39 protein-coding genes are annotated in these 26,267 nt (G+C 60.2%); 22 read left to right on the forward strand and 17 right to left on the reverse strand.

From position 1 onward, the window contains the following. The first annotated feature begins 275 nt into the window (after positions 1 to 275). The 17 genes from QYH69_RS33895 to QYH69_RS33975 all read left to right on the forward strand — a co-directional run bounded on the left by QYH69_RS33895 (position 276) and on the right by QYH69_RS33975 (position 12,722). Positions 276 to 1,097, forward strand: coding sequence for a hypothetical protein (locus QYH69_RS33895; protein WP_308836034.1), 822 nt, complete (start codon positions 276 to 278; stop codon positions 1,095 to 1,097). 74 nt (positions 1,098 to 1,171) lie between these two features. Continuing rightward, positions 1,172 to 1,666 carry a hypothetical protein gene (locus tag QYH69_RS33900; protein ID WP_308836035.1) on the forward strand — a complete coding sequence of 165 codons (495 nt, stop codon included), beginning with the start codon at positions 1,172 to 1,174 and terminating at the stop codon, positions 1,664 to 1,666. Beyond that, positions 1,663 to 2,208, forward strand: a complete 546-nt coding sequence (locus QYH69_RS33905) for a hypothetical protein (RefSeq protein WP_308836036.1) — start codon at positions 1,663 to 1,665, stop codon at positions 2,206 to 2,208. The genes QYH69_RS33900 and QYH69_RS33905 overlap by 4 nt, the downstream gene beginning before the upstream one ends. A gap of 105 nt (positions 2,209 to 2,313) precedes the next feature. Beyond that, a complete protein-coding gene (locus QYH69_RS33910; protein ID WP_308836037.1) occupies positions 2,314 to 3,093 on the forward strand; it encodes a hypothetical protein in 780 nt (259 codons plus the stop codon). A 53-nt stretch (positions 3,094 to 3,146) separates the two neighbouring features. After that, a complete protein-coding gene (locus QYH69_RS33915; RefSeq protein WP_308836038.1) occupies positions 3,147 to 3,713 on the forward strand; it encodes a hypothetical protein in 567 nt (188 codons plus the stop codon). A gap of 9 nt (positions 3,714 to 3,722) precedes the next feature. After that, positions 3,723 to 4,184, forward strand: a complete 462-nt coding sequence (locus QYH69_RS33920; protein WP_308836039.1) for a hypothetical protein — start codon at positions 3,723 to 3,725, stop codon at positions 4,182 to 4,184. Next, the gene (locus QYH69_RS33925) at positions 4,184 to 4,399 is read left to right on the forward strand and encodes a DUF2116 family Zn-ribbon domain-containing protein (RefSeq protein ID WP_308836040.1); all 216 of its coding nucleotides are present in this window, start codon (positions 4,184 to 4,186) and stop codon (positions 4,397 to 4,399) included. Before QYH69_RS33920 ends, QYH69_RS33925 begins: the two co-directional genes overlap by 1 nt. Before the next feature lie 111 nt (positions 4,400 to 4,510). Continuing rightward, on the forward strand, positions 4,511 to 6,190 hold the full coding sequence (locus QYH69_RS33930) for a hypothetical protein (RefSeq protein WP_308836041.1): 1,680 nt from the start codon (positions 4,511 to 4,513) through the stop codon (positions 6,188 to 6,190). A gap of 56 nt (positions 6,191 to 6,246) precedes the next feature. Next, positions 6,247 to 6,684: a hypothetical protein gene (locus tag QYH69_RS33935; protein ID WP_308836042.1), complete on the forward strand. Its 438-nt coding sequence runs from the start codon at positions 6,247 to 6,249 to the stop codon at positions 6,682 to 6,684. A 25-nt stretch (positions 6,685 to 6,709) separates the two neighbouring features. Further along, the gene (locus tag QYH69_RS33940) at positions 6,710 to 8,563 is read left to right on the forward strand and encodes a hypothetical protein (protein WP_308836043.1); all 1,854 of its coding nucleotides are present in this window, start codon (positions 6,710 to 6,712) and stop codon (positions 8,561 to 8,563) included. Positions 8,564 to 8,572: 9 nt separating this feature from the next. Then, complete coding sequence (locus QYH69_RS33945; protein ID WP_308836044.1) at positions 8,573 to 9,232, forward strand: hypothetical protein; 660 nt, start codon at positions 8,573 to 8,575, stop codon at positions 9,230 to 9,232. Between the two features lie 179 nt (positions 9,233 to 9,411). Further along, positions 9,412 to 10,086: a hypothetical protein gene (locus QYH69_RS33950; protein WP_308836045.1), complete on the forward strand. Its 675-nt coding sequence runs from the start codon at positions 9,412 to 9,414 to the stop codon at positions 10,084 to 10,086. Beyond that, positions 10,083 to 10,865 carry a hypothetical protein gene (locus QYH69_RS33955; protein WP_308836046.1) on the forward strand — a complete coding sequence of 261 codons (783 nt, stop codon included), beginning with the start codon at positions 10,083 to 10,085 and terminating at the stop codon, positions 10,863 to 10,865. Before QYH69_RS33950 ends, QYH69_RS33955 begins: the two co-directional genes overlap by 4 nt. Then, a complete protein-coding gene (locus QYH69_RS33960; protein WP_308836047.1) occupies positions 10,837 to 11,052 on the forward strand; it encodes a hypothetical protein in 216 nt (71 codons plus the stop codon). Before QYH69_RS33955 ends, QYH69_RS33960 begins: the two co-directional genes overlap by 29 nt. A gap of 19 nt (positions 11,053 to 11,071) precedes the next feature. Beyond that, on the forward strand, positions 11,072 to 11,413 hold the full coding sequence (locus QYH69_RS33965; protein ID WP_308836048.1) for a hypothetical protein: 342 nt from the start codon (positions 11,072 to 11,074) through the stop codon (positions 11,411 to 11,413). A gap of 214 nt (positions 11,414 to 11,627) precedes the next feature. Continuing rightward, positions 11,628 to 12,158 (forward strand): glycoside hydrolase family protein, encoded by a 531-nt coding sequence (locus QYH69_RS33970; protein WP_308836049.1) that lies wholly within the window; start codon positions 11,628 to 11,630, stop codon positions 12,156 to 12,158. 3 nt (positions 12,159 to 12,161) lie between these two features. Continuing rightward, positions 12,162 to 12,722, forward strand: a complete 561-nt coding sequence (locus tag QYH69_RS33975) for a lysis system i-spanin subunit Rz (protein WP_308836050.1) — start codon at positions 12,162 to 12,164, stop codon at positions 12,720 to 12,722. A gap of 1 nt (position 12,723) precedes the next feature. Here QYH69_RS33975 and QYH69_RS33980 read toward each other — a convergent pair whose 3' ends face one another. From QYH69_RS33980 to QYH69_RS34060, 17 genes are all read right to left on the reverse strand, one after another. Then, positions 12,724 to 13,269 (reverse strand): hypothetical protein, encoded by a 546-nt coding sequence (locus QYH69_RS33980; RefSeq protein ID WP_308836051.1) that lies wholly within the window; start codon positions 13,267 to 13,269, stop codon positions 12,724 to 12,726. A 180-nt stretch (positions 13,270 to 13,449) separates the two neighbouring features. Then, a complete protein-coding gene (locus QYH69_RS33985) occupies positions 13,450 to 13,764 on the reverse strand; it encodes a hypothetical protein (RefSeq protein WP_308836052.1) in 315 nt (104 codons plus the stop codon). Then, positions 13,751 to 13,894: a hypothetical protein gene (locus QYH69_RS33990; protein ID WP_308836053.1), complete on the reverse strand. Its 144-nt coding sequence runs from the start codon at positions 13,892 to 13,894 to the stop codon at positions 13,751 to 13,753. The genes QYH69_RS33985 and QYH69_RS33990 overlap by 14 nt, the downstream gene beginning before the upstream one ends. Then, positions 13,891 to 14,388, reverse strand: coding sequence for a hypothetical protein (locus QYH69_RS33995; protein WP_308836054.1), 498 nt, complete (start codon positions 14,386 to 14,388; stop codon positions 13,891 to 13,893). The genes QYH69_RS33990 and QYH69_RS33995 overlap by 4 nt, the downstream gene beginning before the upstream one ends. Next, positions 14,378 to 14,629, reverse strand: a complete 252-nt coding sequence (locus QYH69_RS34000; protein WP_308836055.1) for a helix-turn-helix transcriptional regulator — start codon at positions 14,627 to 14,629, stop codon at positions 14,378 to 14,380. The genes QYH69_RS33995 and QYH69_RS34000 overlap by 11 nt, the downstream gene beginning before the upstream one ends. Further along, positions 14,626 to 14,892: a hypothetical protein gene (locus QYH69_RS34005; protein ID WP_308836056.1), complete on the reverse strand. Its 267-nt coding sequence runs from the start codon at positions 14,890 to 14,892 to the stop codon at positions 14,626 to 14,628. The genes QYH69_RS34000 and QYH69_RS34005 overlap by 4 nt, the downstream gene beginning before the upstream one ends. Beyond that, positions 14,889 to 15,926, reverse strand: a complete 1,038-nt coding sequence (locus tag QYH69_RS34010) for a hypothetical protein (RefSeq protein ID WP_308836057.1) — start codon at positions 15,924 to 15,926, stop codon at positions 14,889 to 14,891. Before QYH69_RS34010 ends, QYH69_RS34005 begins: the two co-directional genes overlap by 4 nt. 47 nt (positions 15,927 to 15,973) lie before the next feature. Continuing rightward, entirely contained in the window at positions 15,974 to 16,432 is a 459-nt protein-coding gene (locus tag QYH69_RS34015) for an ASCH domain-containing protein (RefSeq protein WP_308836058.1), read from the reverse strand. After that, complete coding sequence (locus QYH69_RS34020) at positions 16,429 to 16,743, reverse strand: hypothetical protein (protein WP_308836059.1); 315 nt, start codon at positions 16,741 to 16,743, stop codon at positions 16,429 to 16,431. Before QYH69_RS34020 ends, QYH69_RS34015 begins: the two co-directional genes overlap by 4 nt. Further along, positions 16,740 to 17,204, reverse strand: a complete 465-nt coding sequence (locus tag QYH69_RS34025) for a hypothetical protein (RefSeq protein WP_308836060.1) — start codon at positions 17,202 to 17,204, stop codon at positions 16,740 to 16,742. The genes QYH69_RS34020 and QYH69_RS34025 overlap by 4 nt, the downstream gene beginning before the upstream one ends. Continuing rightward, positions 17,201 to 17,371: a hypothetical protein gene (locus QYH69_RS34030; protein WP_308836061.1), complete on the reverse strand. Its 171-nt coding sequence runs from the start codon at positions 17,369 to 17,371 to the stop codon at positions 17,201 to 17,203. The genes QYH69_RS34025 and QYH69_RS34030 overlap by 4 nt, the downstream gene beginning before the upstream one ends. Before the next feature lie 23 nt (positions 17,372 to 17,394). Beyond that, positions 17,395 to 17,853, reverse strand: coding sequence for an RNA methyltransferase (locus tag QYH69_RS34035; protein ID WP_308836062.1), 459 nt, complete (start codon positions 17,851 to 17,853; stop codon positions 17,395 to 17,397). Beyond that, positions 17,850 to 18,134, reverse strand: coding sequence for a hypothetical protein (locus QYH69_RS34040; protein ID WP_308836063.1), 285 nt, complete (start codon positions 18,132 to 18,134; stop codon positions 17,850 to 17,852). Before QYH69_RS34040 ends, QYH69_RS34035 begins: the two co-directional genes overlap by 4 nt. Beyond that, entirely contained in the window at positions 18,131 to 19,882 is a 1,752-nt protein-coding gene (locus QYH69_RS34045) for an AAA family ATPase (RefSeq protein ID WP_308836064.1), read from the reverse strand. The genes QYH69_RS34040 and QYH69_RS34045 overlap by 4 nt, the downstream gene beginning before the upstream one ends. Before the next feature lie 58 nt (positions 19,883 to 19,940). Continuing rightward, on the reverse strand, positions 19,941 to 21,137 hold the full coding sequence (locus QYH69_RS34050; RefSeq protein WP_308836072.1) for a hypothetical protein: 1,197 nt from the start codon (positions 21,135 to 21,137) through the stop codon (positions 19,941 to 19,943). A gap of 123 nt (positions 21,138 to 21,260) precedes the next feature. Continuing rightward, positions 21,261 to 21,920 carry a hypothetical protein gene (locus QYH69_RS34055; RefSeq protein ID WP_308836065.1) on the reverse strand — a complete coding sequence of 220 codons (660 nt, stop codon included), beginning with the start codon at positions 21,918 to 21,920 and terminating at the stop codon, positions 21,261 to 21,263. Between the two features lie 364 nt (positions 21,921 to 22,284). Continuing rightward, positions 22,285 to 22,758 (reverse strand): helix-turn-helix transcriptional regulator, encoded by a 474-nt coding sequence (locus tag QYH69_RS34060; RefSeq protein WP_308836066.1) that lies wholly within the window; start codon positions 22,756 to 22,758, stop codon positions 22,285 to 22,287. Between the two features lie 192 nt (positions 22,759 to 22,950). Here QYH69_RS34060 and QYH69_RS34065 point away from each other — a divergent pair, with 192 nt between their 5' ends. The 5 genes from QYH69_RS34065 to QYH69_RS34085 all read left to right on the forward strand — a co-directional run. Further along, positions 22,951 to 23,184 carry a hypothetical protein gene (locus tag QYH69_RS34065; RefSeq protein ID WP_308836067.1) on the forward strand — a complete coding sequence of 78 codons (234 nt, stop codon included), beginning with the start codon at positions 22,951 to 22,953 and terminating at the stop codon, positions 23,182 to 23,184. Between the two features lie 26 nt (positions 23,185 to 23,210). Beyond that, positions 23,211 to 23,516 carry a hypothetical protein gene (locus QYH69_RS34070; RefSeq protein ID WP_308836068.1) on the forward strand — a complete coding sequence of 102 codons (306 nt, stop codon included), beginning with the start codon at positions 23,211 to 23,213 and terminating at the stop codon, positions 23,514 to 23,516. A 409-nt stretch (positions 23,517 to 23,925) separates the two neighbouring features. Continuing rightward, complete coding sequence (locus QYH69_RS34075; RefSeq protein ID WP_308836069.1) at positions 23,926 to 25,149, forward strand: hypothetical protein; 1,224 nt, start codon at positions 23,926 to 23,928, stop codon at positions 25,147 to 25,149. A gap of 36 nt (positions 25,150 to 25,185) precedes the next feature. Then, positions 25,186 to 25,620, forward strand: a complete 435-nt coding sequence (locus tag QYH69_RS34080) for a hypothetical protein (RefSeq protein WP_308836070.1) — start codon at positions 25,186 to 25,188, stop codon at positions 25,618 to 25,620. Between the two features lie 70 nt (positions 25,621 to 25,690). Further along, positions 25,691 to 26,267, forward strand: a 577-nt coding sequence (locus QYH69_RS34085) for an antA/AntB antirepressor family protein (protein WP_308836071.1), incomplete at its 3' end; no start/stop codon positions are given.

The raw sequence follows: 26,267 nt of genomic DNA on the forward strand, positions 1-26,267 counted from the left end.
AAGCGGTCTTAGGAAGACAAAACATTCTACCAACTCCTTGGCTCACAGAACGACATGGCTACGATCCGACTTAGTGGCTGAAGGATAAGTTCAACATTGTCACGACGCTCGCGAACAAGGCAAATGACTACGTCAAGGACAAGACCGGCGTCGATGTAAAGGCGACAACCGCCAAAGTCGGACAGGCAGTTTCCGGTGCGGCCAAGCAAACGGCCGAAGTCGCACAAAAGGCCGCGGTCGTCTCTACCCAATACGTTGCCGATCGCGCAACGAAGATGGCTACGCCGATCGTCAATGCGGCGAGGGCTGCTGGCAATTGGGTGCTCGGTCAGACATCGAAGTTCTTCGAATCGGGCAACCGCGGCGCCGCCGCAATTTCAAGCGGACGGGGCGACCATGGCGGTGCGAGCTATGGCACGTATCAACTTGCGAGCGCCGGCGGAGCAAATAGCACGCTCAACAAGTTTCTGAACTCTAGCGGGTATGCGTCGCAGTTTGCGGGACTGAAACCGGGCTCGCCCGAATTCAATGCCAAGTGGAAGGAGATCGCCGCGAACGATCCCATGTTCGGGCAGGCGCAGCATGACTTCATCAAATCAACGCACTTCGATCCGCAGATGGCGATGCTCGCGAAATCGGGCATTGACCTAAGCAAGCGCGGCGCCGCGGTACAAGACGCGGTGTGGTCGACCTCGGTGCAGTTCGGCGGTCAAACATCACTCATCAAGTCGGCACTGGCCGGCAAAGATCCGTCCAAGATGAGCGACGCTGAGATCGCAACCGCTATTCAGAACTACAAAATCGCTCACAACAACGACCTGTTCAAAAGCTCGAGCGCGGCAGTTCAGTCGAGCACGCTGAACCGTGCAAACACGGAACGCGATCGCCTTCTGGCTCTGGCGCAACCGCTTCCCTCGCCGTCGACGTCGCCTGGGGTCAACGTGCCTGCAGTCGGAGAGATGCCTGCCGCAGTGGCCACCTCAATGACTCGCCCCGCCGCGCAGGAGGTTCGGGTATCTGTGGACGCTGGCGACGTGGGCCCGACAGTCAGCGATCCCAAGATTGCCCGGCTGGTTAGCGGCGGTCTTAGCAACTAGGAAAAGGAGACGTTGGCGCGCGCACCCTCCCGCTTAAATTCAGTCGTGGACTTACACATAGCGGAGCCAAAGAGATGACCGTCTCGAGCGCGCAATACCTGAAACAGATTTACGACACGGCCAATGCGATCGGCCAGAAGGCCATCTCAAGCGACGCGATGATCGAGTTCGCGGGCTACGAGTCGATGGCGCTCATCGTGCAGGGCTTCCCATGGCCGGTGCTGACGAGCGGAGGTGAAATCGAAGTGCCGATGCCGCTTGGTGTCGCGCAGCAGATCCCGCAGCAGGCCAAAGTCAACCAGCAAGGCGCCGTCACCATTCAGGAGACGGTCGCCGGCTCCGCGTCGAACATCCTGCTGCAGATGCTCGCGGCGGGCGCGCGGTTCAATGGGAAGGTCTACAACGGCACGACCGACCAGTACCGCTTCTACCTCAACATCGTGGACTGTTTCCTGTCCTGCGAGCCGAGCGAGCGGAACTGGGATAACCGCGGATCGATCCTCACGCTATCCGGTACGCTGTTCTACCACTACTTCGGTGAAGTCGTTCCGGGGAATATCACGTCGTGATCACCAAGACGCTCGCCGAACTGGCGAGCGAATTCCTCTCGACTGATCGCCCGATCGGCACTGTCATCGATCCGGAGATCGTCACACAACAGGCGGTGGTAGCTGCTCGCAAGTATGCGGGCTACGGCCCTATCGCAAGCCTGCTTCCGCCTCCTCCACCAGCGCCGACGCCGCCCCCGCATTGCGAAGCGCCAAATTGGGGCGAGGACGCGCCGGGCACGATCGACGAGTACTTCACGCCGGCGATCTACGGATTGCCGTTTGGCTTCGGTCGCGTCGATCCGCCAATCGTCGCAGGCAAGCCGCTCGACCCGGTCGACTGGATTGACGGAACGACAGTCATTTCGCAAAGCGAGTGGGCTGTGATTCGGCCGCTCTTTCTGCTGTATGTCGAGCGCGAGCAGGCGCTGTACTTGGAATCCACGCGTGCTTTCGGCTCGGACGTGTACGGCCGGTCGAGTTCCGAAATCGACCAGGACATCGCACGGGCAGAAGAGGAGTTGCCAAATCGCGCCTTTGTGCAGCCCGTCATATCGGTGTAGGCCGTGGACATCATCATCGGCGGAAAACTCGTGCGCGGCGACCTCATCGTGTCCGCTGTCATCCGGTCATCGCTCGAGCCCGTTCCGCTGACGCTCGAATGCACGTTGCGCGTCGACGCATCGACCGCAGTGAGCGAAGGCGATTCGGTCATCGCCGGCCGCGACAACGTCGAATTCCAGGTCATCAAGACCCACGACAACAATAACGTCTCCGCCGTTCAAGGGACGCGGCCCTACGCGACAACGTCTTTCATCGCGGCCATCAAGGCGTGCGCCGGCGTGAGTTTTCAGAGAAAGACGGCCGTGATCATGACGTCGACGTCGCTCGGCGCCGTCTATCGCGCGTGCGGCGCGAGCGTTCAGGTCAATGCCGATTTCACGATCGACCAGTTCGCCTGCTATGTAGGTAACGTCCCGAGCATTCCAATCGCGCAGGTTCTTCAGGAAGAAGGTGGTGTTGTCTGCTGGACTGGTCAACAATTGAAATTCCTGCGTCTCGACGATCTGATGAAGCAGACTTCGGTCAAGCGAGTCGATGAAGACCGGACCGTGGACCTCCAAAGCAGTTTCCTTCAACGTCACGAGATCCCGTTCTTCTACTCTACGGACGATAGCGGCAACTTCGCCTATGGAAATCGGACGAAAACGCGCGCCGCGTTCTATATGCCGCGGCAAGACGCTCGTACCCTCGCCAATATGACGAAGGTCCTGATCATGCGCAAGCAGCTTAAATCGCCGTATGCGCCAGCGATTAACGCTGGACAGGTCATCACAGTGGTCGATACTCCCTTTGCGATCGTAACAGCGGCGCATGTCTATCAGACCGGTTCGGACGGCAGCGGCGCGAATGCGTATTCGAAGTTCTGGCTCGGGGGTCTTCAATGAACCTCCCGGCCCGCGTTCCTGGAATTGTCCGCGGCTATGACCCGGATACGCGGATGTGCCCCGTCGAAATCCCGGGCATCACCGACGGCGCCGTTCAGTTGCCGCTGGCTGAAATCGAATACCCGATTGGCGACAAGTCAGCAAACAGCGCGCACAACACAGAAATCGAGATTCTAGCCGGCGACACTGTTTGGCTTGCCTTCGAGAACGGCGACCCGCGGTACCCGATCATCACCGGCTACCGCAACCCGCGATCAGGAAATCCATCCGGAACGCGCCGATGGCACCACGCGAATATCGAAATGGTCGCCGACACGCTGATGCACTTTCAGGCGCCGAACATCACGATGGATACGCAGACACTGACGATCAACGCGTCGACGCAAGTCATCGTGAATACGCCGGTCGCGAAGTTCAGCGGCCAAGGCATCTTCCAGGGGCTGCTTTCCTTCCTGTCCGGCTTGTTCGGTTCCGGTACGGGCGGCGGATCGACGAACACGACCGATATCGACGGCGACGTCGGCTTTACTGGCGCGCTCAAGAACAATGGCGTGAATGTCGGCTCGACGCATAAGCACCCGGAAAACGGCGCAGGCAGCCTTACCGGTGACCCTCAATAAGGAGCCTTCATGGGCGCACTCATTTTCAATTTCGAAGACCTCTGTGGCGACGTCGCCCAGCAATCCCTATCGAAGTACTTCCAGGGCGCGGGCGAGCAACTCGTGCAGGCGACCGTCGACCCGCAGATTCGCACATCGTCCGATATCGCTTATAAGACAGTGGACCTTGCGTTCGCCGACGGCCAGCGCCTCACGTTGCTCGTGAAAGAAAGCGGTGACATCTTCTCGGTCCTGCTCAACGGGAAGGCATTCCCGCTCGTCTCGCAGGACGACCAGGAGGCGGCTATGTCCGAGCTGGTCAAGGCTATGGACGATGGCCGCGAGGCATTCCAAGCCGCGCTGGCCAAGACCGAAGCTATCGTACCAGCAACAATTCGTATGTCCGCGCCTAAGGTCGAGGCCACGCTTCAGGCGCGCCTCATGTACCTGAACGAGGCGATCGCAGCAACGAAGGCAAAGCTGGAGGAGTAATGGCCGACATTTGCGACCAAGCCGACGACTGCATCGATCTCGCGCTTGAGTGCGCGCGATCCGCCATTAGGGTGGTTCCCAAGCTGCCGGATAGCAACGGCAAATGCCTGAACTGCGAATCGTCCATCGATCCCGCGCAGCACTTTTGCGACGCCGAATGCCGCGACGACTTCGAGCGAATCCAAGCCGCTAAACGCCGTAACGGCACGCGCTAGAAACCGGAAAAAGCGCGGAAGTAAGGCATGTCGCCCTACTGAAAATGGTCTTGCAGAACGCGCGGGTAACGCCTGCGCCCGAGGCGAAACCACTTTCCATAGAGGAACGACATGCCACGCGCAATTTATAGCAGCGACGCAACCCGCAAGACCGAAGACTTCGTCGACGGACTTCGCGCGACTCAAAAGGGTCCGACGTTCGACTCCGCATCGGCGGAAGAATTCGTCGCCGGCGCAACGAACGAATCGGGTCGCGAAATCCCGAAATCGCTCGGCATGATCTTCGACCAGATCGAGAAAAAGGACGAAGGCACGCTGATCAAGGGCATCCTCGATGGTTGCGCCTCGTTCGAGCGTCAACACGGCGTCGCGCCGACGGCCGATGTGATCGAATGGGCGCTGCATCAAGGCTACGCCACCACCGATCAAGGGCGAAAGAAAGATGGAACCCTCGACTCGGCGACCTCGGTACACGGCGATCCGCTTTCGCTGCAACCGAACCGCGCGGTCATCGCGATCACCGCCGCGATCGCCGAAGCGATCCCGGTGGCGAACTATCTGCCGACCGACATCGGCTCGAATGAGGCGCGCCTGATCATCGTCTCACATACGGCCGGCCAAGCGTATGGTCAGTACAAGGCCAACGACAACATGGACGGCATCAATAGCGGTGGCATGTACGCCTCCGCTCAGCGCGTCCACACGCTGACGCTGGAAACGGCCGGCGCGAACTCGGGTTCGTACGATGGTCTTCTGACCACGATCCAGACGGACTCGGAACACTGCGATCAGACGGCGCCGGCCGCAACCTTGCTGCGCAATCGGCTGATCGGTTACGTCAACGGCATGCCGGCATTCAGCGAAGTGCCGCAGGACGGTACGCCGGCGACAGGTAACCTCGTCGGCTCGGTTACGATCGGCGGCACGACGTACAACCTGACGGGCACGATCACCTACGCGACGGGCGCCGTTGTGGTGACGCCGAGCGCCCCGCTTCCGGCAAACACGACCGTGATCGTCGAAGACTTCATGGATTACGAAATTGCGCCGGATCTCGTGCCGTACGTCAACACGAACGCGACGACCTTCAAGCTCTACGCGAGCCCGTGGCGCGTGCTGACGCAGCAATCGGTCGACAGCCGCACGCAGTTCGCGAACGAACTGGGACTCGACCCGGCTGCTGAATCGCTGATGGCGGTCCGCAATCAGGCTGCGAACGAACGGCACTACAACGTGCTGCTCAAGGCGATGCGTATCGCCTCGCGCCTGACGCCCTACACGTTCGATTTCTCATGGACGTCATTCGGCGAGCAGAAGACCCGCGCGCAGATCTGGCAAGACTTCTCCGCGGTCCTCGGCGCAGCCGACCAGGACATGGCGAACAACACGATCGATCACGGCATCACGCACATGTACGTGCCGACGAACGTGATGGCGCAGATCATCGCCCTGCCGCTGGAATTGTTCGTGCCGAGCGGCATCGTCGCGAAGCCGGGCATCTACCGCCTCGGCCGTCTCTTCGGCAAGTACGAGGTGTACTACGCGCCGAAGGTCGTCGCGGGCGCTGCAGGTTCGCCGACCGCACAGATCCTGTGTATCGGCCGCTCGACGCAAGTTGCTCGCTGTCCGTTCGTTCTGGGCGACGCGGTACCGCCGACGGTGATCCCCACCGCCTTCACGAAGCAGTTCGTGTCGGGCAACGCGTACTACGCGCGCAGCTTCACGAGCGTGAATCCGCATGGTCCGTCGGCTCTGGGTGTTGCGCTGATCACGGTCTCGAATCTGTTCTGACCGTCACCTCGGTGCCCGGCTTCGGCCGGGCTATCGCAATGCCATCAGGAGCAACCATGTCCCGCAGCAAATCCATGAAGGTTGGCACGACTGCGCAGAACGCGACGGCAGAGGCAACGGCCGACCGCGCTGCGGTCGAAGGCCTGTCGTTCCCACGCAAATTGCGCGTGACCAATCAAATGCCGATCCCGATCGTCTTTCCCGAGCTCGGCCTGTATCTGATCGGCAATACGCGTGTGCCGAAGCAGGGCGAAAAGAATTCGGACGACGTGAAGTTCACGAGCGAAGCGCAACTCAAGCGCCTCGAGGCGGACGCCGAAGTGCTCGCGAACATCCACAAGTTCGACCCGGCCGTGCTGATCGAAGAGATTGAAGCGCCGGCGGCAACAACGGCGCCGGCCCCGAAGCCTGCGCAACCGATGCAACAGACCGAAGCGCCTGCGGCCAACTCGGCGCCGGTACCGGCCGCAACCGAAACGCCGGCTGGCGTCTAGTCACGCAGTTTAAGGAGAGGAGCACATGTCTGCACCCTTCGTTCGCCAACTCGGCGCACAACCGGGCATCCAGCTTAATCCCGTCCAGGACAACACGGACGGTTTCTCGCCGGACAACTCGGATCAGGTCTTCGCGACCGTCATGCGCGCGACGCGCGGCCGCATCGACAAGCCGTTCGTCGTGGACGCAGGCACCGTCAGCGCCAAGCTGGGCCCGGGCGAATCGATGCGCGTCACGCCGCTCAACGAGGCATACGTTCATGTCGTCGAGGCGCTGAACAATGGGGCGCAGCGGGCTGTTATCTCACGCCTCACGCCGGCCGCTGCAGTACTGCAGACGATGTACGCCGTTACCAACCCCGTCGGTACCGGCGCGGTTCTCGTCGCGACGGTGGCCGCCGGCGCGGTGACGGGTGCGACCATTACGAGCGGCGGCACCGGCTATCCCGCCAACACCACGATCCAGATCGGTGGCCCGGGCACCGGCGCAATACTGCAAGCGACCGTCGTTGGCGGCGTAATCACCGCTGTCACGAAAATCGCGGGCGGCACCGGCTACACCGCTGCGCCGACGCTGACCGTGGTCGGCGGCACGACGACCGAGTATTCGGTCGCCGACGACGCGCCGGACGAGTTCCTCTTCTCGGTCGAGCACCTGGAAGCTTACAACGACGGGGTGTCGATTTCGTACCACGCAGACGCATTGCTGGACGCCAACGGCAATCCCATCGCGAATCCGTCGATTACGTTCCGCCTGCTTGACCCGAATGGTGTCAACATTTTCGGCGACATCGCCGGTTCGTTCGACCCCAACGCGGTCGACGACTTCAACAATAGCCTCTACCTGCCTGACGTGGTGGCTGGGCTGACCGATGCGCTGGTTGTCGTGGTAGGCGAGAACGCGACCGTCGTGCCGAACTCCGACGCATATGGCCGTGACGATAACGGCCTCGACCAATGGTCGACGTCCGAAGTGTTGGACTACTTCAGCGAAGGCGGCTTCGGCTATGCCGTCTCCGACTACACGAAGGCGGTCAACGCACTGCAGTTCACGCCGCTCGATTACGGCTTCATCGCGTCGTGCGGATCGCAGGCCGTCGCGCTGATTTCGCTGCTCAGCAACCTCGCGTTCAGCGTGAACACGACCTTCAAGCTTGACGTGCCGGGCACGCTCACGCCGGCGGAAGCGATCACGTGGGTTGCGCAACTGAGTCTGGTCGGCACGAAAGATTACTACTGCCACGTGTACTGGTCGCCCATCAAGAGCGCAGACCCGACCGGCATCAATGGCAACTCGGTGTTCGGCACGTCAACGTTCAACATTGCCCGCGCATGCGCGCGCAACGCACAGACCGACGCAAACGGCTTCGCGCCGAAGAACTTCCCGATCGCCGGGAAGGCATGGCCGCTCAATCGCACGAACATGTCGCAGATCTACACGCCGAGCGACAACGAGCTGAGCGACCTCGCCGCAGCGAAGATCAATCCGGTGCTGTTCACGAAGTACAACGGCGGCGGCCTCTACGTGTTCACGGATTCGCTGACTTCGGCGACGACGACCGTGTCGTTCAAGAAGTTGATTTCGGTGGCCGAGATGTCTTCGTCCATCGACGAGGATGTCGTTATGGCTGGCCGGGAATTCATTCAACTCCCGATGGCCGTCTGCATCAAGAAATACAACGACTACCTCAAGACGAAGTTCGAGGGCGCTCAATCCGCCGGGTGGCTGCAGCCGAGCACCTTTATGAACGGAGCGGCCTTTCAGTTCTCCGTCACTCCCAGCCCGACGAAGCCAGCCGACAACGTCATCGTGAAGTATTCGCTGCACTACGACGGCGTCGCGCGGCAGATCACGGTCACGCAAACCATTTCGAAATAAGGCGGACCCATGTACGAACTGACTTCCTTGATCCGGAACCTTGCCAAACCGAAGGCGCCGACCCCGACTCTCGACGACGTCACGGTGATCGACGAAGACGCCCAAAACTATGCGCTGACGAACATCGCCATCAATGTCGCCGCGGCGCTTCAGGAATGGGCCGACGCTGGCGACAGCGATCTGGACGATGGGGAGACCCTCGCCACGCGCCTGCTCGGTCTATTCATCGGACTGTCGAACCCGGACGTCGACGACGAGGAACTTACCGGCGACGAACAGGAGACGATGGACCTTGCGCTCGAGTCCGCGTGGGATTACCTGACCGACAAGGGCGTATCCGAAGACGATGCAAGCGCCCTGCTCAACGACTGGGACAACGACGCAGCCGTTCGCATTCGCGACCTCCTCGCTGCGACGCTGACGGAAGTCGATCCGGTCGAGGATATCGACGGATTCGCATTCGACGGCGCTGGCACGTTCGACGCCGTCTATCGCATGAAGACCGCGATTCGCGACGGTAAAAAGGTGCGCGTGAACAAACGCGTATCCGGCAAGGTCAAGCTGACGGCCAAGCAAAAACTGGCGTTGCGCAAAGCGTCGAAGAAGGCTCACACGGCCGCAGCCACGATGAAGCGCGTCAAGTCGCAACGCAAGTCCGCAGCGCTGTAAGAACGCCGCAGTCAGAAGTATAGGGCCGCGACTCTGCGGCCCTTTTTCACAGGCGCATCATGAATCCGGGAAACGGCTCCATCCTCACCTCGCAATGGGGCGGTCTCAATGACTTCCTCATCGCGAAGTTCTACGCGTGCGATGAGAACGGCGTGCGTCTACCAGACGAACCGACGGAGGTGCACGCGCCGATCAGTGACGGCCATCGCGAGATGACGCTCAACTGGCAATCGCCGTTTGAAGCAACGAGCCCGGACACGAAGGCGCCGGCCCTCGCAGCTATGCTGCAATCGGGCGCGCTGGCGACAGTCCTTTCCGACCTTACGTCGGCCGCCACCGGCACGAAGCCCACAGCAGCGCAAAACAATCAGCCGCCATCAACCGTGCAGGACGCGCTTGCATCCCTCAAAGGGCGCACGGGCATTACCAAGCTGAATAGCACGCAGATTTTCACCGGCATGGCGCCGATCCGGTTCACGTTCAACATTCACTTCCGCGCGATCGCTGATTCGTACACTGAAGTCGAGCTGCCGGTCAACCAGTTGAACTATTGGGCCGTGCCAAAGAAATTGAGCAAGGATTCGATCGTGAAGCGCGTGACCAGCGCCGATCAAACCGCAGGGGGATACATCAAGGCGCTGCTGCCCTCGCTCGCGCCGACGATGATCGCCTTCCAGTACAAAACATACACCTATGCGCCGCTCGTCATCGAGTCGATCGGCGATCCCATCACGGCGCCGATCTCGCAGAGCGGATATCACACAGAGAAAATCATTCCGATCACGCTCTGCACGCTGACCGCACTCGATCGGGATGACTTCATCGCCATCGCATCCCCTGGAGCATCAAGTTGATCGAATTTCGCCCGCTACGCACGAAACGGCTCGCCCTCAAATTGCAAGAGATTGCGATAGGCGATGCCATCAGCCTCGCCGCGATTCCTCCTTCGATGTACGAGTCACAGACGACGCGGTTCCTAACGAGCGTCATCAAAGAAGCAGAAGCGGCCACACCGAATCACGTCACTGACCCGCGAGCCATGACGGTTCAGGAGCGCGGCTTCGTCGTTGCACACTACATGGCGCACGTGTCCGAGACCGCCCCTGACTTCATGATCGGCGCCGGCCGATTCTCGAACTACCTCGTCGGGCAGCAGCAAAACGTGGTTCCGACGTTCCCAGCGGGCGACGTAGGCGGCGACGCGTGGTCGCTTGTGCCGCTCATCGGCGCAGCTGCGGAATCGATTGAGGAACTGCACGGCGATCTGCTCGGTATCAGCGGCGAGTACCACTGGATGCTCGGTTGCATGGCCTCGCAACTGCGCAAGGCCGGCGACACTCCGCCAGATCCGGTGACCGATACGGGCTATGGCGACTGGCTTCGCGACCGCATGTTTGTGTTCCATCGCTACCCAGAATCCGACTTTATCCAGATGCTCGTCATGTACCGCGAAGCGGTTCGCAAGACGCGGCACTTCTTCAACATGGACATCAACGGTGACGGGGTGATCTTCCTAGAGGAGGTCGAAAAGGAGGCGGTGGCGACGTTGCCACCGGCGCGATTTCCCGTTAGCTCCTGTCTCTCGGACTTCTCGCTTCGAATGGGTGGAAAAACTCCAGCAGTTGGCGAATAACCTCGCTCTATATTCCCCAACATCGCTTGCCGAGGCGAAGCGTACCCCGGTGAGCGAAGCAGAGGCATTTTTCGCATCGAAGGCCTTTCAGGACTTCCAGAAGGGCCGCGAATCGGAACTGAAACTGCAACTTGCGCTGGTCAATCGACTGGACGCCATTCACAAGGTTCTGGCACGAAGACCATAACGTGCACACAGGGGAAGGCATGCCGCCGAGCGACAACAAGGAAGTGGTTGATGCAATCCGGGCGCTGCAAGCCGATCTCGACACGCGTCACACGGAAAACATCGGCAAACAGGCGGAGATAGATCAGAAGATCGGTGCCATTTCGGACCGCCTGGATCAGGTTCTGACATCAGCGTTTCCCGATGGCGATGCTGACAGTCACCGCCTTTATCACGAGAGTCTCATTAAGCGAAATCTCGCGCGCGAGCATCTGTGGAACGAGGTCAGAGCAAAACTGATCACTCACGGGCTATTGGCAGCGGCCGGCGTGCTCATGCTCGCCCTCATGCACTACGCGAGCACCACCCTTCAAAAGCCATGAAACGAGTCCTCTACTGGCGTAAGGCGCATAAGCGGCACAGCGTGCGCGCACTGATCGTCGGCTCCGTGATTTCTGCCTTGGGAGCGGCATGGGCCGCACTGCCCGGCGCCCTTGTCGATCGTATGCCCATGTGGCTCGTGTTAAGCGTCCCTGCTGTGATTTTCGCCCTCGGGCTGATTGGTGCATATACGCATCAATCGTCGTTGGAGGACTGATGCCGTTCCGCCCCGGTAAGCGAAACCTCGCCGCGATCATCGGCTCTGCTGCTGCGGCCGGTGTCGTTGCGCTCACGAGCTCGAGTGAAGGCGTCCGACTCACGCCATACAACGACACCATCGGCGCGCATGTGCAAACCGTTTGCTTTGGCGAGACGAACGTCCCAATGCGCCCGTACACACTGGCCGAGTGCAAGCAGATCCTGTCGACGAGCCTCGCCGGCTATGCAGATTCCGTTCGCTCTTCGACGCCAGGCTTCGATGATCTGACCGATGGCCAGAAGGTGGCAGCCGTCGACTATGCGTACAACCGCGGTGTCGGCGCGTGGCGCGCGGCAGATTCCGCGGACGGTCCGAGCATTCGCACCGCGTACGTCGCGCGCGATTTCCCGGCCGCTTGCGACCTGTACATAAAGTGGGCGAAGGTCAAGCGGCGCGGTGAATGGTTCGACTGCTCGGACCGCGCGAACAACTGCTACGGCATTTACACACGACGCCTCGCCGAGCGCGCGGCGTGTCTTGGAGAATGACCCATGTCCCCGTATTTACTCACCGGTCTCGCTGCGGGTCTGCTCGGCATTGCAATCGGTGCCGGTGGCGGGTATGAATTAACCGCCAATCACTACCGGGCGGAACTCTCGACTGAGCAAGCCGCGCACGCGCGCGACAACGAGCAGCATGCCAACGACCTCAATCTGATCTCCAAGGCTGCCCTCGACGCCGAGAACCGCGCTATCGACGCACACACCGTCGCCGAGGGCAAGATCGCCACGCTCGACGATCAACTCACGAAGGAGAAACAGGCTCATGAAGCGGACAACGCTCGTAATCGGGCTGCTATCGCTGACGGTTCTCGCCGGCTGCGCATCGCAGTGTCCAACTTCCATCCAGCCAGTAGCGAACAAGCCGGTACTGGCACCGGCGCCGGCAGCATGGGCGATGGTGCCAGTGGAACAGCAGACCTCGCACCAGCGTTTGGAGTCGCTCTTTTCGGGATCGTCGACGACGCCGACGGCGACCGCGCCAAAGTAGTCTATTTGCAGGGCTATATCAGCCAGCTTCAGCAGTCGGGATTCATCGCCAAGCCTGATTAACCTATGCCGAAGGGCGGCACGACGGAGTGTATTTACCGAACAGTGCCGCCACGAACGGATCGCGGCGTATCAGTTCGCCGCGCGCCTCTACTTCGCGCAAGCGAGCGCGCGCCTCGGCGATCATCGCAGCTTCGGGATCGTCCCGGACAGCATCAGTCACGGGATCATGCGCTACGACGTCCTCGCCCGGGCCCAACGCCCAGATGTTCGTATTCGGGCGCCCCGATTGAATGACCTGGCCGGCGATGTGGACTTCGGCTCGTCGCGTCTTGATGAGCTTTCGCACTACATCGAGCGTCATACCGGTCTCCGACGCGAGTTGCTTCATGGTCCTACCGCCTCGACCGAGAGCCTCTTCAATGGCCGCCCAGTGAATGTCGTGCTTCTCAGACGGCGTTGGTCCCTTCTTGATGAGGCCCGCGCGAAGCGCACGCTTGCGGATGTCGGGCTTGTTGCGGCCGGGGATTTTAACTTTAGTGATCTTGATGCCGCGCTTCAGTTGGGCATCAATGCTCTCGTCTTCTTCCGATGTCCAGCGTTTAAACATGGCAGGTTTCCCTATCGTTGTGGGCGACGAGCGCCGCACCCATGATTGCATTGCGTACCCGCACCACTGCTTTTGACATCTCGCCTTGAGTGCATAGTCCGAGTTGAATGCGATACAGCTAAGTCGGATCGTAGCCATGTCGTTCTGTGAGCCAAGGAGTTGGTAGAATGTTTTGTCTTCCTAAGACCGCTTGGCCTCCGACTTTCCGACACTTTCGAGCGCCCGCCGGCCCGCGGAGATTTGCGCTGCGAGGTTATTCCCAATGTTGAGCGCGATAAGCGCTTCTGAGAGCCGCAATCCGTTGTCGATCGTGTACCACTGTTCGAGCGACGCGTTGCCCACGCGCAGGGCGTTGAACGCGGATTCGACGGAACCGAATAATTCCGCCTGCTTGGATGCCGGCATCAGATGCGATCCCGCCATTGCCCATTGCAACGCATTCGTCGATATTCCTTTCGGAGTGTGCCGTTTGCCGCGGCCCTTACTTTTGGGCATGGCCAAGCTCGCAAACGACCGGCGCGGGGCCGTAATACAAACGGAAATGTCCGATGCCGATCGCGCCGCTGGTGGCGAACAGGAACACGAGAAAACCGACTAGGGCGAACGTGCGTGGTATGAATTTCATGTCGGCGATCCTTCAAGGGTATCGATGACTCCAGGGTGTCCGCCGTCGGCGTATCCGGGCCGCATTTCGTTGTTTTGACCTGTCACGGTCGCATGCCAGTTCTTGAGAACCGCCGCGGCCGTGATGACGTGGTGCTCAGACTTCTCGCGATTACCGATCGCCATGGCCGTGAGCGCTTTGGCCAGCAGGTAGCCGATCAGCGCATTCCAGTCCGCGTTCGTCTTGCCGGCGTCGTGCTCGCTTCCCCACCGCTGCTTCTGGTGCTCCGCTTCGATGCTCACCGCGCGCAGGAAGTCGTTCGCCTGCGGGGTGTTGATAATCGCGCTCAAGCGCTCGACTTCGGCCCGCGCTTCGTCACGCTCGCGCCGCAACGTCTCGATGGCGTCATGCGCTTCGATTGCCCAAGCGTTGAGCGTGTCCACGTCACCTGGTCCATAGTTCGACATGTTCAACTCGATGTGCCGCGCAATCAGGTCGTCGTGCTTACCGGTCATCGCCGCTCTCCTGCTGTTTGGCTGCCTTCCGCTCGGATTCGAGCGCGGCTGCGGCCATCAGACTGACTTGCAGACCGAGCGCGACCGAGAGGCGCGCGGCGAGCACGAGGCTCATCTTGTAGCCTTTGTGGTTCTCGACTTCCCACACGTAGGACTTCGAGCAGCCGGACGCATCAGCTACTTCGTCGAGCGTCATGCTGAGCGCTTCGCGGCGCGATTTGATCAGGTCGCCAAGGGTCACGCAGCACCTCGCTGTTGCATGTAACCAGCCGCGTATTCGTTGTCGTACTTCGCGCGCTCTTCGGGTGTCCAGTGATGCGCCGCGCCATGCGCCTTCGCTTCGCTGATCGGAACCCATTCGTAACAGGGACGCCCGTTGCTGACGACGTAAGAGCCTTGCGAGCGCTGGAACACCGGAATCTGCTCACCGTGCTTCTTCGTGACGCGCCGGTCTCCGACGCGGGGCTTCGGACGGGTCGGGCCATAGCTGATATGGATTCTCACGCCTGCGCTCCTGTCGTTGAGGCGGCAAGAGCGCGCTCCGCCCATCGCACGACTTTCGTGAAAGTACGGAAATCGCAAGGACAGAACGTGTTGTTCGTGCTAAACGTCTGATGCCAACCTTCCCGCATAGCCGCTTCGGTTAGCGGTGCTTTGCGTTCGGGAGCCGAGCCGCGCGGCCCATAGATGCCCGTTCGCTTGTCGGGATCACCCATGTGCTCGCGCTCGAGTGCCGCATAATCCGTCTCGCGCGCTTCAGCGGGTTCCGATGCCGATTGCGATTGCCCGGCAAGTAGGCAGCGGATTGCAGAACGCGACGCATACATGCGATCCCTCAAACCCGCATCCGCCAGTTCGTCGCCGCAGTCGCCGCCCGCGATCAAAACGCTGTGAATCGCGGCATGCGCGTCGGTCATAACCGCGTTCGCCTCATCGCGCTCTCGCATGACACGCTTTACGGCGAGCGGAAGACCATCAATCGTCGCGGATGTATCGGGACCGATATGGGCGGCGCATTGTTGAATGCAAAGTGCTTGGCGATGCGCGCTCATTACAGCAGCGTCCCGCTCTGCGATCATCTCGGCACGCGCAGCATCGTCCTCGCTCAGATAGTCAGCCAACGCACACGCAAAATCAGCCGCGAGCTTTTCCGCGATATAGCGCGCGAAGTCATGCCGACGAAGGCGCTTCGAGAAAAACTCGGCGATATAGCCGCGACCGCCCTCGCTCGTGCTCAGGTCGTGGCTGTCGATAGCCGGCCGCGCATCTGAGGCGGTCGCGCGCGCACTAAGAATCGCCGTCAGCCGCTCTATTTCTTCCTGCAACGTCTCTACTGTGTCAACTGGCGCGACGCCGAGCACGCGCCGGATCTGTGCAACATGCTTCGTTTGGAACGAGACGCTCTCTTCCGCGCGCTTCAGTTCCGCCGCCCATTCGCCTACCGCGACACCATTGATCCGCTTCTCAGGAACCGTCGCGTCCCCGGACGGCTTGCCGACAGAAGTTGCTAGCATGTGCATACCTGCTTCGTCGAGCATGGCATCGGCGATCGCGACAAGATTAGGTCTCGAATTCGAATAGGTCATCAGATTTGCTCCGAGAAACCCGCCGCCAAAAGGGCCGGGAAGATGTCAGGAAGTTCGAAGAAGTTGAGCGCTCCCTTGCATGGAACGAACGGCAGCGGACGCGCGTCCCGTAGGACGAAGCCCTTCGCACCCATATACCACTGCGACTCGCTCCAATCGACGCAATCGACCAGCGTCGCCGCGCCAACGACGCCGCCGCGTTGAAGTTCTTCGAACGGCGGCAATTTGATGGGGATATCGCACGCGTAGAGGAAGTCGCACACGTCTTCGTACTCGCGGCGCGTCAACCCCATGCTGGCGTGAATCAGGAATTCGCCCCGGAACTTCGTCGCCCAGGTGCGGTTCTCGACGTCCTTGATTAGACCCGTGGCGTATGCTTGCCGGCGCGCCTCATCACCAAAAATATCGGGCCGCACGATGAGCCAAGCCCACGGCTGGCGTATCGATAGGATCTTCATGCAGATGCCCCCGCAAACATGTCTATCGTCTTCGTATCGCGAGTCGGCAGCGATTCGAGCGCGGAAAGGACGTCTTTCAGCTTGGTCTGCCCATCCCCGCCATACGCCAGTTCTTCACCGCACCAGCCGTGCGCCTTCAGGTCCGCAATGCGCGTGACTTCCGATCCGGTCGTAATATCGGCGGCCTCTTCACGGCAGATCTCATGAGCCTGCGCGTCCGCGACCGCGCGCGCGTCCGACTCACTTTCCGCCATAACGACGGCCGTATACGCGATCGTGACGAAGAAGGGTTTGAGTATCGGCGCGCTCATGCCGTCACCGTACCTTTCGCTGCCGCGTCCATCTCGGCACGCACTTCAGCGGGGATGTCCCATGCAGAGACGGACCAGCAATTCAGCATGTCTGGAAACGACGCCTCTACTTCGGCAAGCAGCGCCGCGCGATGCTCCTGAAACGCCTTCTGCGCATCATTCCGCGACTGGCGCTTTGGTTCGAAAGCGGTGGAAAACTGCGCCTTCGTGCGATCGAGCTTCTCCTTCAGCGCTTGGATTTCACTCTCAATCGCTTCGCACGCTGCATTTCGGTTTTGCCACTCCTGCTCCATCGCCTCGACAGCCGAGTCGCGGTTCTTCGCGAAGATTGATTGTTCCGCAGCCTTTTCGGCCGCATCGCACGCAGCCCGATAAAGTCGACGGCGAGCGGCATATGCTCGGTCACGGATCTTCTGCGCCGCCTTGTTGGCCGTCTTTTGTTCACGGGTGAGCCTGCTCATTGCGCATCTCCGCTAAGTTGAGCGATCAGCAAGCGCTCGTCATCCGTTACCGGCCGGATGACGCCCGCGTGCATGTGATCAATGTGCGGCGCGATTTTTGCGCGGTCTGCCTCCGCGAGCGTCGGTAGCTTCGGCGCGAGTTTGTGCAGCAATTCAGTCAGATCCATTTGATTTTTCCCCTTATGCGGACTCAGGCGGCTTTCGGCGGTACGCTCGACCATTCGGCGCGCTTTGCCATTCGGTCATACAGAACCGTGTTCGCAGCCATGGAAAGGTTGAGGCAATAGTCGGTCGGGATATAGACGACGTCGTCGCACCGCTCGAGCATGCTCGGCGGCAAGGAGCCGTCTTCGGGCCCGAAGACATACATCGCGCGCTCCGGGTGCGTCAGTGCCGGAAGCGGGCGCGCCGAGTCGATAAACTCGACAGCGATGACCCGGCAACCAACCGGCACGACCGACAAAATGTCGCTCGTCTCAATCACCGGAACGTGCCGGTGCGCTTTTTGCGTATCCGTGCTCGACATCGAGAAGCGCGCACCCTGAAGCGCAACCAGGCCAGCGCCGTAGCATCCCGCGGCGCGCATCACCGCTCCGAGATTCTTCGGGTCTTTCGGGCGATAGAGCCCAATCGCGGCGTAGCCCCTCATTTGGTGCCCCGGAGCTTCGCCGCCTTGCGCTCCCGCTTCGCAACGGCAGCGTCTATGCGCGCATGCGCATCGCCGTCGAGGCGCGCAGGCACCGGGGCCTTGAATTCGATGGATGGATTTTTTCGACCGGCGCCGCGCCCGTTGTGAACTGCTTCGATCACAGCTGCCGTTAGATTGAGATTGACCTCGGGCTGCGGTTTATCGACGATGGTGTAGATACCATTCGGCTGCTGCAGAATCTCCATCTCGAAACTGCCCGACGGTTTCGTTCTAGTTGTCATGCTGCGACCCCTATCCGGCCTTCGCTTATCCATTCGGTCTGGAAGGCCTCGGGCAGGCCGGACGGCATCGATGTCGCGCTGCCCATGACGATCACCGTATCGACCTCGCCCTTCGCGACGATGTCCTGCAGCCAGTCGATCAGGTCTCCGCGGCCTTGCCCGACGAGAAGGTCATATCGATCGAGACACAGCACACGCGCGCCCGAGAAGTGCGAAATTGCTTCGGCAAAATGCGCATTCGCGCGCCATTGATACGACTCCGATTCCATGTGGTGTGGATGGCCGTCGACCGTCAGGCTCATGTCGTTCTCGATCTTGGCGACCGGCCAATAGGATGCGGCCGCACTCGCACGGAGGCGGTCATTGAATGGCGTAAGAGCATCGGCCATCAGTTCGGCCGGGATGCCGCTCGGCGCCAGATCCTCCGCGATTGCGAGCCATGCCACGACTGACCTGTGATGCGCCAGTGCGTCGATCGTCTTTTGCGCCGCAGCCTTCGCCGCGTCCTTCAAGGCCTGCGCGGCATCGAATTGCGCGCGCGCCGCCTTCCCGGCTTCCGTGATAGCGTCGATTGCCGCTTGCGCTGCCTCGATCTCAGCAGTGCTCGGCGCTTCCAGCGCATTCAGCGCGGCCAGGGATGCCGCCGCAGCTTCAGCGTCCGCTAGGTCGCGCTTGTCGTTGGTGACGGAGTTCTGCATCGTCTTGAGCGCGCTCTGATATTGCGGCAGCTTCGCTTTCGCATCGGCGTCGGCAATCTTCTCGACCTGAACAAACTCAACGAGTGCGCCGTCTTTCATTTCGGCGAGGGAGGCGCAGTGCGGACAGACGAGCGGCGTCTTTGCCGTGCCGCCTTCGGCGAGTGCTTGTGTCTCCGCGACCTTCTGAGTCCAGTTCGCGAGCTCAGCTTCGTCGGTCGCCAGTTTCGCCTTGATCGCATCGATGCGGCCGGCTTTCGCCGTCAGGTCGGCGCGGTTCTTCGACGCCTCGTTGAATACACGAGACTTTTCGTTCAGCGCGCCAAGTGTCTGGCTCGCGACACCGTATTCGGCGGTCTTCTGTTCGACGAGCGCTCGCGCGGCCGCGATATCGGAGTCGCTATATACGGGAACGTCGGCTTTCCATTCCGGGGCTTTCTCGCTGCCCCACGACTCTCCTGTCACACCCTTCCACAAGGCCTTTGCGTCGCGCGCTTTCGCCTTCGCTTCGTCGCTTGCCTCACTGAAACTCGCGGCGACCAGCGGAGCAACCATCTTCACGAGCGCAGCGTCGTGCCCTTTGTCGATGAGGCGCTTCGACACCGCAGCGGCGCTCCGATCGACCTTCGTCAGTTCGAACAGGTAGGCTCGGCGCTCCTCGGCGCCGATCTTCGCGAAGCGGGCCGGGTTCATTACGAACGGCATCGCGGCTTGCATGGCCTGCATCTGCCGCATGGACAGATCGCCCATTTCGAACGTGCGCGTGCCTTTGGGGAGTGTCAGCGTCGCCGACCCACCGTCGAGCGCGATGCGCACTGCGCCGAGTTTCTCGCCGCGGTGCAGGAAGTTGGCGAACTCCGACTTCTTCAACTGCTCCGCATCCTTCTCCCCGCCGCGCGTGACGCGGTTCGCGAGCGTGTGCTCAAGCACTTCGGCGAGCGAACTCTTTCCCTGCCCGTTCTCGCCGCTGATCCATAGGATCGCCTGATTGACTTCGATACAAACATGTTTCAGCGCGAGCACGTTTTCGACTTCTATCTTTGTAATGCGCATGAGAATCCTCTTAACAGGCTTTAAATAGCCTATCGTGGTTATTCTTGGGCGTGCAAATTCAAACGTTGTAAGAACGACTGGGCCGCCGGGTCTGCGGTTGCGACCTTGCTTGTGCCTGGCGTGCGAGTTCCGCGACTTCCTCCTTGTGACTTTGGATCGCCGCGTCGATGCGCTGCTTCATGTCTTCTGGCATACGGGCCTTCAGGTCAAGCGCCGAATCGTAATCACCTTTCGCAGCAAACGCGATCGCCATCTCAAGCGAGTCTTCGTGGGTGTAACTAACGCCGCCGGCATGATTCTTCTGACCCACATCGTCGAATTCCATGCCGACCTGCGCCGGCGGCGTTGTCTTCGCGACCGGTGATGCTCCCCTCGGCGTTACGCCAGCGGCAGCAGGTTCGTTTTCTGCGGGCGGCGTTGCCTCGGCGGCCTGAGCAGGGCTTGTCCCGGCGGCGGACACCGGGTCGGCTGCCTGCGGCGTCACATCGGTCGCATCTACCGTGGTGGCGTTCTGCGTGTCTTTCCTCGTGCGCTGCGGCTCTGGCCCGGCCGTGCGAGGCGCGGCGCCGTCGCGCAACGCGTCGACGTCGGCGACATACTTGCCGTCAGGCTGTTCCTTGACGTCGATGATCGTGTCTTCGAGTTCGTCCGTGGTCGGCAATCCCATGAGCAGTTCCGGCGCGTAGATCCGGCCGAAGAACGCAGCGGTTCGGTACCGCAGCATTTGATCGGGCATCGTCTTCCACTTCGATCCATTCTTCGTGTACCAGCCTTCCATCACCGCCATGCCGAGCGACACAGGAGTCGATTCGAGCCGCTCGCCGGTCGCCTTCTCGATGCACCATGCGATGCACTGGACATCCTCGATTTCGACCGACGTCGTGACCTCATGCCTAACGTTTTTGCCCCTGTCGTTCTCCCGCCACTCGAAGCCGACATGATCGACCTTCCGCTTGCCGAGCTTTTTCATTTCGAACCGCAGTTTGGAGAACTGTCCGCAGTTGTTGATCTGCGCGATGATCCACGGCGATGACCACGACGGGCGCCCTTCGATGATGTGCAGGTTCTGCATTACCATCAACGGGTCCGCGTTCATCCGCAGCGCCATGTTAAGCGCGACCACGCAGTTCGAGAGTGCCGACGGATTTTCGCGGCGCTCTTTGAGATCGCCGTACCGGTCATACTTTTCGATGACCAGCTTGTAAGCCGGTGGCACTAGCGTTCCCGAAGCGAGAAGGCGAGCAGCGCGCTGCATCAATTCGAACGATTCGAGCGATCCGAAGCCCGGAACGACGGGCGCGAGTGTTGGAGATACCGGACGGCGTATTTCCTCGAGAGTTGCCTCAGCCATGGAAATTCCTTTGTAGAGATAGTGCGACTATGCGTGGTACGGGCAGATATCCCATCCGGCGCAATAAACGGGAGAACACATAACGGTTCCCGGCGCAGGCCGGAAATCGCCCTCTTTCAGCATCTTCGCGGCCATTTCAATCATCCCCGGCCGTTCATCTGTACCGAGCAATGCCGTGCGCACGTCACGAATATCGCTGACCGCGATGTCGCCCGATTTACCAGTTGAGATGCCGCAGATTTCGGCGGGTGCTTCCATCGAGCGCTGGAGCTCGACTTCCGTCATGATCGTGTAGATACCAACCTGCAAATGGTGCGCGCCAATCGTAGCGACGCGTTCGCCGTCGTCGCCATAGCCGACAGCCTGGAGTCCGGTCTTGATATCGCGGACGTTCTCGTGGAAGACGATCGTTTGATAGCCTTGCCTGTCGGCCAGTTCGCGCGAAACTTCCTTGACGCTTCCATCATCCCGGACCGAGTACGCACGCTGGCGAACACGGTCGATCGTGCCAGTGGTGACGATCGTTCCGTGCTTCGTGTTGATGTGCAGGTCTTCACAGCGCACTTCCACCGCGGTGTATGTGACGTGCGGCGCGATCTCGTGGCAGTACCGATTGACGGACCGCGCGACAATGCTTTCCGCGGCTTTGAACTGGGCGCTCGAGTCCCAATTGAAGTCGGAGGCCAAGCGGTCTTAGGAAGACAAAACATTCTACCAACTCCTTGGCTCACAGAACGACATGGCTACGATCCGACTTAACAATGCGGTGCCGGCATGAATCGCCGTTCCGATCTGGGCAATGCCGGAGGACGGCTTGCGAATTTTGTCGATATTGGCGAATCGCCAACTAAGTGGGCATGAGAACAGCGTCTTCCACGACGAGGCACGGACAACGCCTAATATCTCTGCAGGAGCGGTTGTGTATGGCACGGGAACGGTCTTGATGGCGATTGCGGGATGCAATCATCAGGACTCATATTAGCCATATACGCATATAGACGCAAGAACTTCAGCATCGAATTGCTGACGCGTCCTTTCGGACGCCCCTACCTTATTCTTTACTGCCCTTCCCAGACTCGGCATGCTCTTTGATGACCTCGGCAACGAAAGCATCCACGCGAACCCGTTCGTAGACAGGTAGCTTGCTGTACCGGGCGACATCATAGTTGACACGGGCCATCTCTGGGCTCATCAGCAGTTCTCCGGCTTCTCGGCCGAACGCAGCGGCAATCTGCTGGAGCGCATCAATCGTCGCGGCGACCTTGCAATTAAGGATTCGCCCAATAGTCGTTTGTCCCAAGCCCGAGGCTTTCGCCAGCTTGACCTGCGTATCAAGGCGCGGCGTCCCATGCATCCACGCTTCAAGTGTCTGCGAAAGTTGCTCTCTCAATACTCGTTGCTCAGGCGGGAGCGAACGAGGCTTCGGCGCAGCCTTTTTTGCTGGTTTTGGACTGGCTCGTGAGCCGCGCTCTGGCTTCGCTGCAGCTCGGCCGGCGGGCGTTTTCGTCGTTTTTGATGTTGACATGTTAGTGAAACACCGGTAGTTAGGCTAAAAGTAGCCATACACGGCGAATCATAACGGTCTTTTTGGAGCGGTGCAACGAAATGGGGACAACCAGTGTGTCGTGGGCCGCTTTCGATGTTGTATGATTAGCCATATAGGCATATTGGAAGCCCTATTACGCCGAACTGCCGGAAATACTGGAAGAATTTACATATGGAATCGCAATACGAGTTCGTGATGCGCGTCGGTCCCACGTTGTTTTCGCGTCGCCGTCGGGAACTGGCGCAGATATCGGGGGTGTCTCTGGATACGCTTAACAAGATATTCCAGCGGCAGACCAAGAATCCGAAATCGTCGACCGTGCAGTCTATCTATGATGTGCTGGTCGTAGAAGAACGGAAGGCGTCTGCATCCGATACGGCGGCGTTCGCCCCTGTCGTCATCTGACAGGAGAATGTCTGATGTCGACTAATATGGACCACGCCGCGGTCATCGAATCGATGTGCCTCACATGGCGGCATGACTTCGGTGTCGATCGCGTAACCAGCGAGCAAATCGTTGGCGCCGGTATGACGGACGAGGAACGCGACTTTCTGCGTCGTGAGATGGGCCAACTTTTTGAGCATCATATCGCACCGGCCGTACGGCAGGCCGTCGAAGCCGAACGAGAGGCGTGCCTCGCGATCGTCGAGTCGCACGGTAAAGACCATGCGAAGGTGCGACTCATTGCGGGTGATATCCGAGCCCGGAATGACGCTTCGGACAACCGGGCAGGATAATTTTCTCCCCTACGGCGAGTTTTCCATTTAAATAGCTTATCATGGCTATTCATGTGCGAAGCGCGCATACTCGCCGCTCTAAAGCCCCATCTGTTGTCGCCGACGGATGGAATCGCTACCGTTAGAGCGCAGTGGGAAGGGGCGGATACCCCGCAAGGGCCTCCACGTCGATCTAGCGCGACGGGCGACTCCCCTTCTTCCCACTGCGCAAGGGACCATTGCATGGTTTTTTGCCACCCTCCGTAGCTCTCGTCCATTCGCGGATCGCACCCATTTTTTGCCCCGCTCCAGTCGACTCGCGTCGACCGGCGGGATTCGTTCGCTTGTTTGAGACATGCATGGAAATAGATCAACCGTCGATACCCGCGAGGGGTGAGCCCATCTTCCCGAACCGACTCGGGGAAAAATAATGAAGCGTCCCTCGTTCCAGTTCTATCCTGGTGACTGGCAGGCCAACAGCAACTTGCGACGCTGCACGCGCGTCGAAAAGAGCGTCTGGTTGGATGTGCTTTGCCTTATGCACGACCAGGAGGAGTACGGCGTTCTACGCTGGACCCTGAAGGAAATCGCCGAGGCCGCGCACTGCAAGGTATCGGAGCTCAAATCGCTGCGAGAGAAAGGCGTGCTTAAGGGCGCCGATAAAGGCGAGACGTGCACACCACATATCTACGTCCCGCGCTCGGGGCGGAAAGATGGACCACCGGTCACGCTCATAGCGGAGCAGGACGGCCCGCTTTGGTACTCGTCACGCATGGTCGAGGACGAGCACAAACGCAAGCACAGCGGCGGCAATACGCGCTTCGTTGCTGGTGGTGGTGACGCAGAAAGTGAGCAAAAACCGCCCGCTGCGGGTTCACCAAGCCATGGGCATGGTGAAGGTCAAAGTGAAGGTCAAGGTGCCCCGCAAGGTGATGAACTACCCCCAAGGCAAGGCGACGGCGCTTCAGCTTCTTCTTCATCTTCACCTACGGTTAACACCCAAACCTCTGTCGAGCTGGCGCTCGACGGCGGGGAGATCGGAAAGACCGCTTTGACCGAAGCCGAGACGATCGCGGGCATCTTCGAATATTGGAAGCGTGCGACCGGCCAAAAGAAGGCGCAGCTAGGCGACAAGAGGATCAAGGTCATCCGCGCCGCGCTTCGTTGGGGCTACTCGCCCCGCGACCTCTGCCGAGCGATCCAAGGGTGTGCGCTGACGCCACACAACCAGGGCGTCAACGATCGCGGGCAAAAGTACCTCGGCCTTCATGTGTGCCTAGGCAGCGAGGATCAGATCGACCGTTTCATGGCGAACAGCAAGGCTCCTCCAGTCGCGCCCGACAAGCGCGTATCCGGGCAAATACAGGGATGGTGGAAAGACGACGAACTTGCGAAGCAGCAAGCCGCGCTCGTCGGCGTCAGCGGACCTCATCCGACCGACTCGCGCGATACGTGGCATGCGCGAATACGGGCCGCGATTGAAAACGGCGGCAAACCGGCCGCGTCGGCCGCCGCGATCCCGTGTGTTGCGCCGGCCGAGTCCGCGCCGCCGAAGGTCGAACTGACACCTGAGCAGATCGCCGAGCGCCGCGCCGCGCTTCTCGCTGTCACCCCGGGCCTGAAGTTTGGAAGCAGCATGGGGCCGACACAATGAGCGCGCGGCGATAATCTTTTTTGAATGGGAATAGACATGGCTGAAGTCATCGACCTTGGCGAATATCGCGTCGAGCGCAAACCGCATCGCCCGTTCGACGGAACGTGCCAACACAAGCATCTCACCGTCGACCAGAACGGCGGCATCATCACATGCGATGACTGTGGCAAGCAGATCGACGCGTTCATTGCGCTAAACCTGATGCTCGATTCGTATTCGAAGTATTGGGCGAAGCTCAACTCAAAGGACAAGTCGCTGCAGGAGCAGGCGCATCGCCAACTGCATCTCAAAGCGGCGCAGCGCGTCGAGGATGCATGGCGCGGCCGAAAGATGATCCCCGTCTGCCCGCATTGCAGCGAGGCTATCTTCCCCGACGATGGCTTCGGCAGCACCCTCGTAAATCGCGAGATCGCCGTGCGGCGCCGGCAAGCGAAGATCGAGGCGCAGAAGAGGGAGCGCGGCGAACAATAGCTTGCGCGTATATGCGTATATGGCTATTATAAGTTGAACATCGAATCAACTCACTATCCAGAGGAAACCGATGGGCAACGATCTTTTGAAGATATCCGAAACGCAAATTGCTGGCGCCGTCGTCGAGACCTCGGACGCGCGCGAACTGCATGAAAAGCTGAACGTTGCTCGCGACTTCAACCTCTGGATTGCTGAGCAGATCAAGCGCGCACGTCTTGTGGCGGACCGCGACTACCTGACCTACGAAAACGTAGTGCAGATGCCGAGCGGCGCAAAGCGGCGAAAGGAGTGCGCATTGACGCTGGACGCCGCCAAGCACGTCGCGATGATGAGCGGCAGCGAGCGCGGCTTCGAGATACGGGAATTCTTCATTGATCGGGAAAAGACGCTGGCGGCGATTGAGAGAGCGAAATCTCGCATCGCCCTCCCGGATTTCACCGATCCGGTTGCCGCGGCGCGCGCCTGGGCGGACGCAAAGGAATCCGAGCAGAAGGCTGTTGCTCTTGCAAACGAACAGGCTGGGCAACTCGAGGCACAAAAGCCCGCTGTCGAGTTCGTTGAGCGCTACGTGAAAGAAGTCGGAGGCCAAGCGGTCTTAGGAAGACAAAACATTCTACCAACTCCTTGGCTCACAGAACGACATGGCT

The organism is Paraburkholderia sp. SARCC-3016, assembly GCF_031119615.1.
Lineage (GTDB): Bacteria > Pseudomonadota > Gammaproteobacteria > Burkholderiales > Burkholderiaceae > Paraburkholderia.

Coding starts and splice junctions, on each gene's coding strand:
- QYH69_RS33970 (WP_308836049.1), top strand. CDS start 11,628: ATGCCGTTCCGCCCCGGTAAGCGAAACCTCGCCGCGATCATCGGCTCT.
- QYH69_RS33965 (WP_308836048.1), top strand. CDS start 11,072: ATGCCGCCGAGCGACAACAAGGAAGTGGTTGATGCAATCCGGGCGCTG.
- QYH69_RS34035 (WP_308836062.1), bottom strand. CDS start 17,853: ATGAGGGGCTACGCCGCGATTGGGCTCTATCGCCCGAAAGACCCGAAG.
- QYH69_RS33925 (WP_308836040.1), top strand. CDS start 4,184: ATGGCCGACATTTGCGACCAAGCCGACGACTGCATCGATCTCGCGCTT.
- QYH69_RS34045 (WP_308836064.1), bottom strand. CDS start 19,882: ATGCGCATTACAAAGATAGAAGTCGAAAACGTGCTCGCGCTGAAACAT.
- QYH69_RS34060 (WP_308836066.1), bottom strand. CDS start 22,758: ATGTCAACATCAAAAACGACGAAAACGCCCGCCGGCCGAGCTGCAGCG.
- QYH69_RS33985 (WP_308836052.1), bottom strand. CDS start 13,764: ATGCCCAAAAGTAAGGGCCGCGGCAAACGGCACACTCCGAAAGGAATA.
- QYH69_RS34010 (WP_308836057.1), bottom strand. CDS start 15,926: ATGCTCGACGAAGCAGGTATGCACATGCTAGCAACTTCTGTCGGCAAG.
- QYH69_RS33930 (WP_308836041.1), top strand. CDS start 4,511: ATGCCACGCGCAATTTATAGCAGCGACGCAACCCGCAAGACCGAAGAC.
- QYH69_RS33990 (WP_308836053.1), bottom strand. CDS start 13,894: ATGAAATTCATACCACGCACGTTCGCCCTAGTCGGTTTTCTCGTGTTC.
- QYH69_RS33900 (WP_308836035.1), top strand. CDS start 1,172: ATGACCGTCTCGAGCGCGCAATACCTGAAACAGATTTACGACACGGCC.
- QYH69_RS34040 (WP_308836063.1), bottom strand. CDS start 18,134: ATGACAACTAGAACGAAACCGTCGGGCAGTTTCGAGATGGAGATTCTG.
- QYH69_RS33935 (WP_308836042.1), top strand. CDS start 6,247: ATGTCCCGCAGCAAATCCATGAAGGTTGGCACGACTGCGCAGAACGCG.
- QYH69_RS33940 (WP_308836043.1), top strand. CDS start 6,710: ATGTCTGCACCCTTCGTTCGCCAACTCGGCGCACAACCGGGCATCCAG.
- QYH69_RS33945 (WP_308836044.1), top strand. CDS start 8,573: ATGTACGAACTGACTTCCTTGATCCGGAACCTTGCCAAACCGAAGGCG.
- QYH69_RS34025 (WP_308836060.1), bottom strand. CDS start 17,204: ATGAGCAGGCTCACCCGTGAACAAAAGACGGCCAACAAGGCGGCGCAG.
- QYH69_RS33975 (WP_308836050.1), top strand. CDS start 12,162: ATGTCCCCGTATTTACTCACCGGTCTCGCTGCGGGTCTGCTCGGCATT.
- QYH69_RS34050 (WP_308836072.1), bottom strand. CDS start 21,137: ATGCAGCGCGCTGCTCGCCTTCTCGCTTCGGGAACGCTAGTGCCACCG.
- QYH69_RS33995 (WP_308836054.1), bottom strand. CDS start 14,388: ATGACCGGTAAGCACGACGACCTGATTGCGCGGCACATCGAGTTGAAC.
- QYH69_RS34070 (WP_308836068.1), top strand. CDS start 23,211: ATGGACCACGCCGCGGTCATCGAATCGATGTGCCTCACATGGCGGCAT.
- QYH69_RS33895 (WP_308836034.1), top strand. CDS start 276: ATGGCTACGCCGATCGTCAATGCGGCGAGGGCTGCTGGCAATTGGGTG.
- QYH69_RS34065 (WP_308836067.1), top strand. CDS start 22,951: ATGGAATCGCAATACGAGTTCGTGATGCGCGTCGGTCCCACGTTGTTT.
- QYH69_RS34075 (WP_308836069.1), top strand. CDS start 23,926: ATGAAGCGTCCCTCGTTCCAGTTCTATCCTGGTGACTGGCAGGCCAAC.
- QYH69_RS33920 (WP_308836039.1), top strand. CDS start 3,723: ATGGGCGCACTCATTTTCAATTTCGAAGACCTCTGTGGCGACGTCGCC.
- QYH69_RS34030 (WP_308836061.1), bottom strand. CDS start 17,371: ATGGATCTGACTGAATTGCTGCACAAACTCGCGCCGAAGCTACCGACG.
- QYH69_RS34015 (WP_308836058.1), bottom strand. CDS start 16,432: ATGAAGATCCTATCGATACGCCAGCCGTGGGCTTGGCTCATCGTGCGG.
- QYH69_RS33980 (WP_308836051.1), bottom strand. CDS start 13,269: ATGTTTAAACGCTGGACATCGGAAGAAGACGAGAGCATTGATGCCCAA.
- QYH69_RS34080 (WP_308836070.1), top strand. CDS start 25,186: ATGGCTGAAGTCATCGACCTTGGCGAATATCGCGTCGAGCGCAAACCG.
- QYH69_RS33915 (WP_308836038.1), top strand. CDS start 3,147: ATGTGCCCCGTCGAAATCCCGGGCATCACCGACGGCGCCGTTCAGTTG.
- QYH69_RS34020 (WP_308836059.1), bottom strand. CDS start 16,743: ATGAGCGCGCCGATACTCAAACCCTTCTTCGTCACGATCGCGTATACG.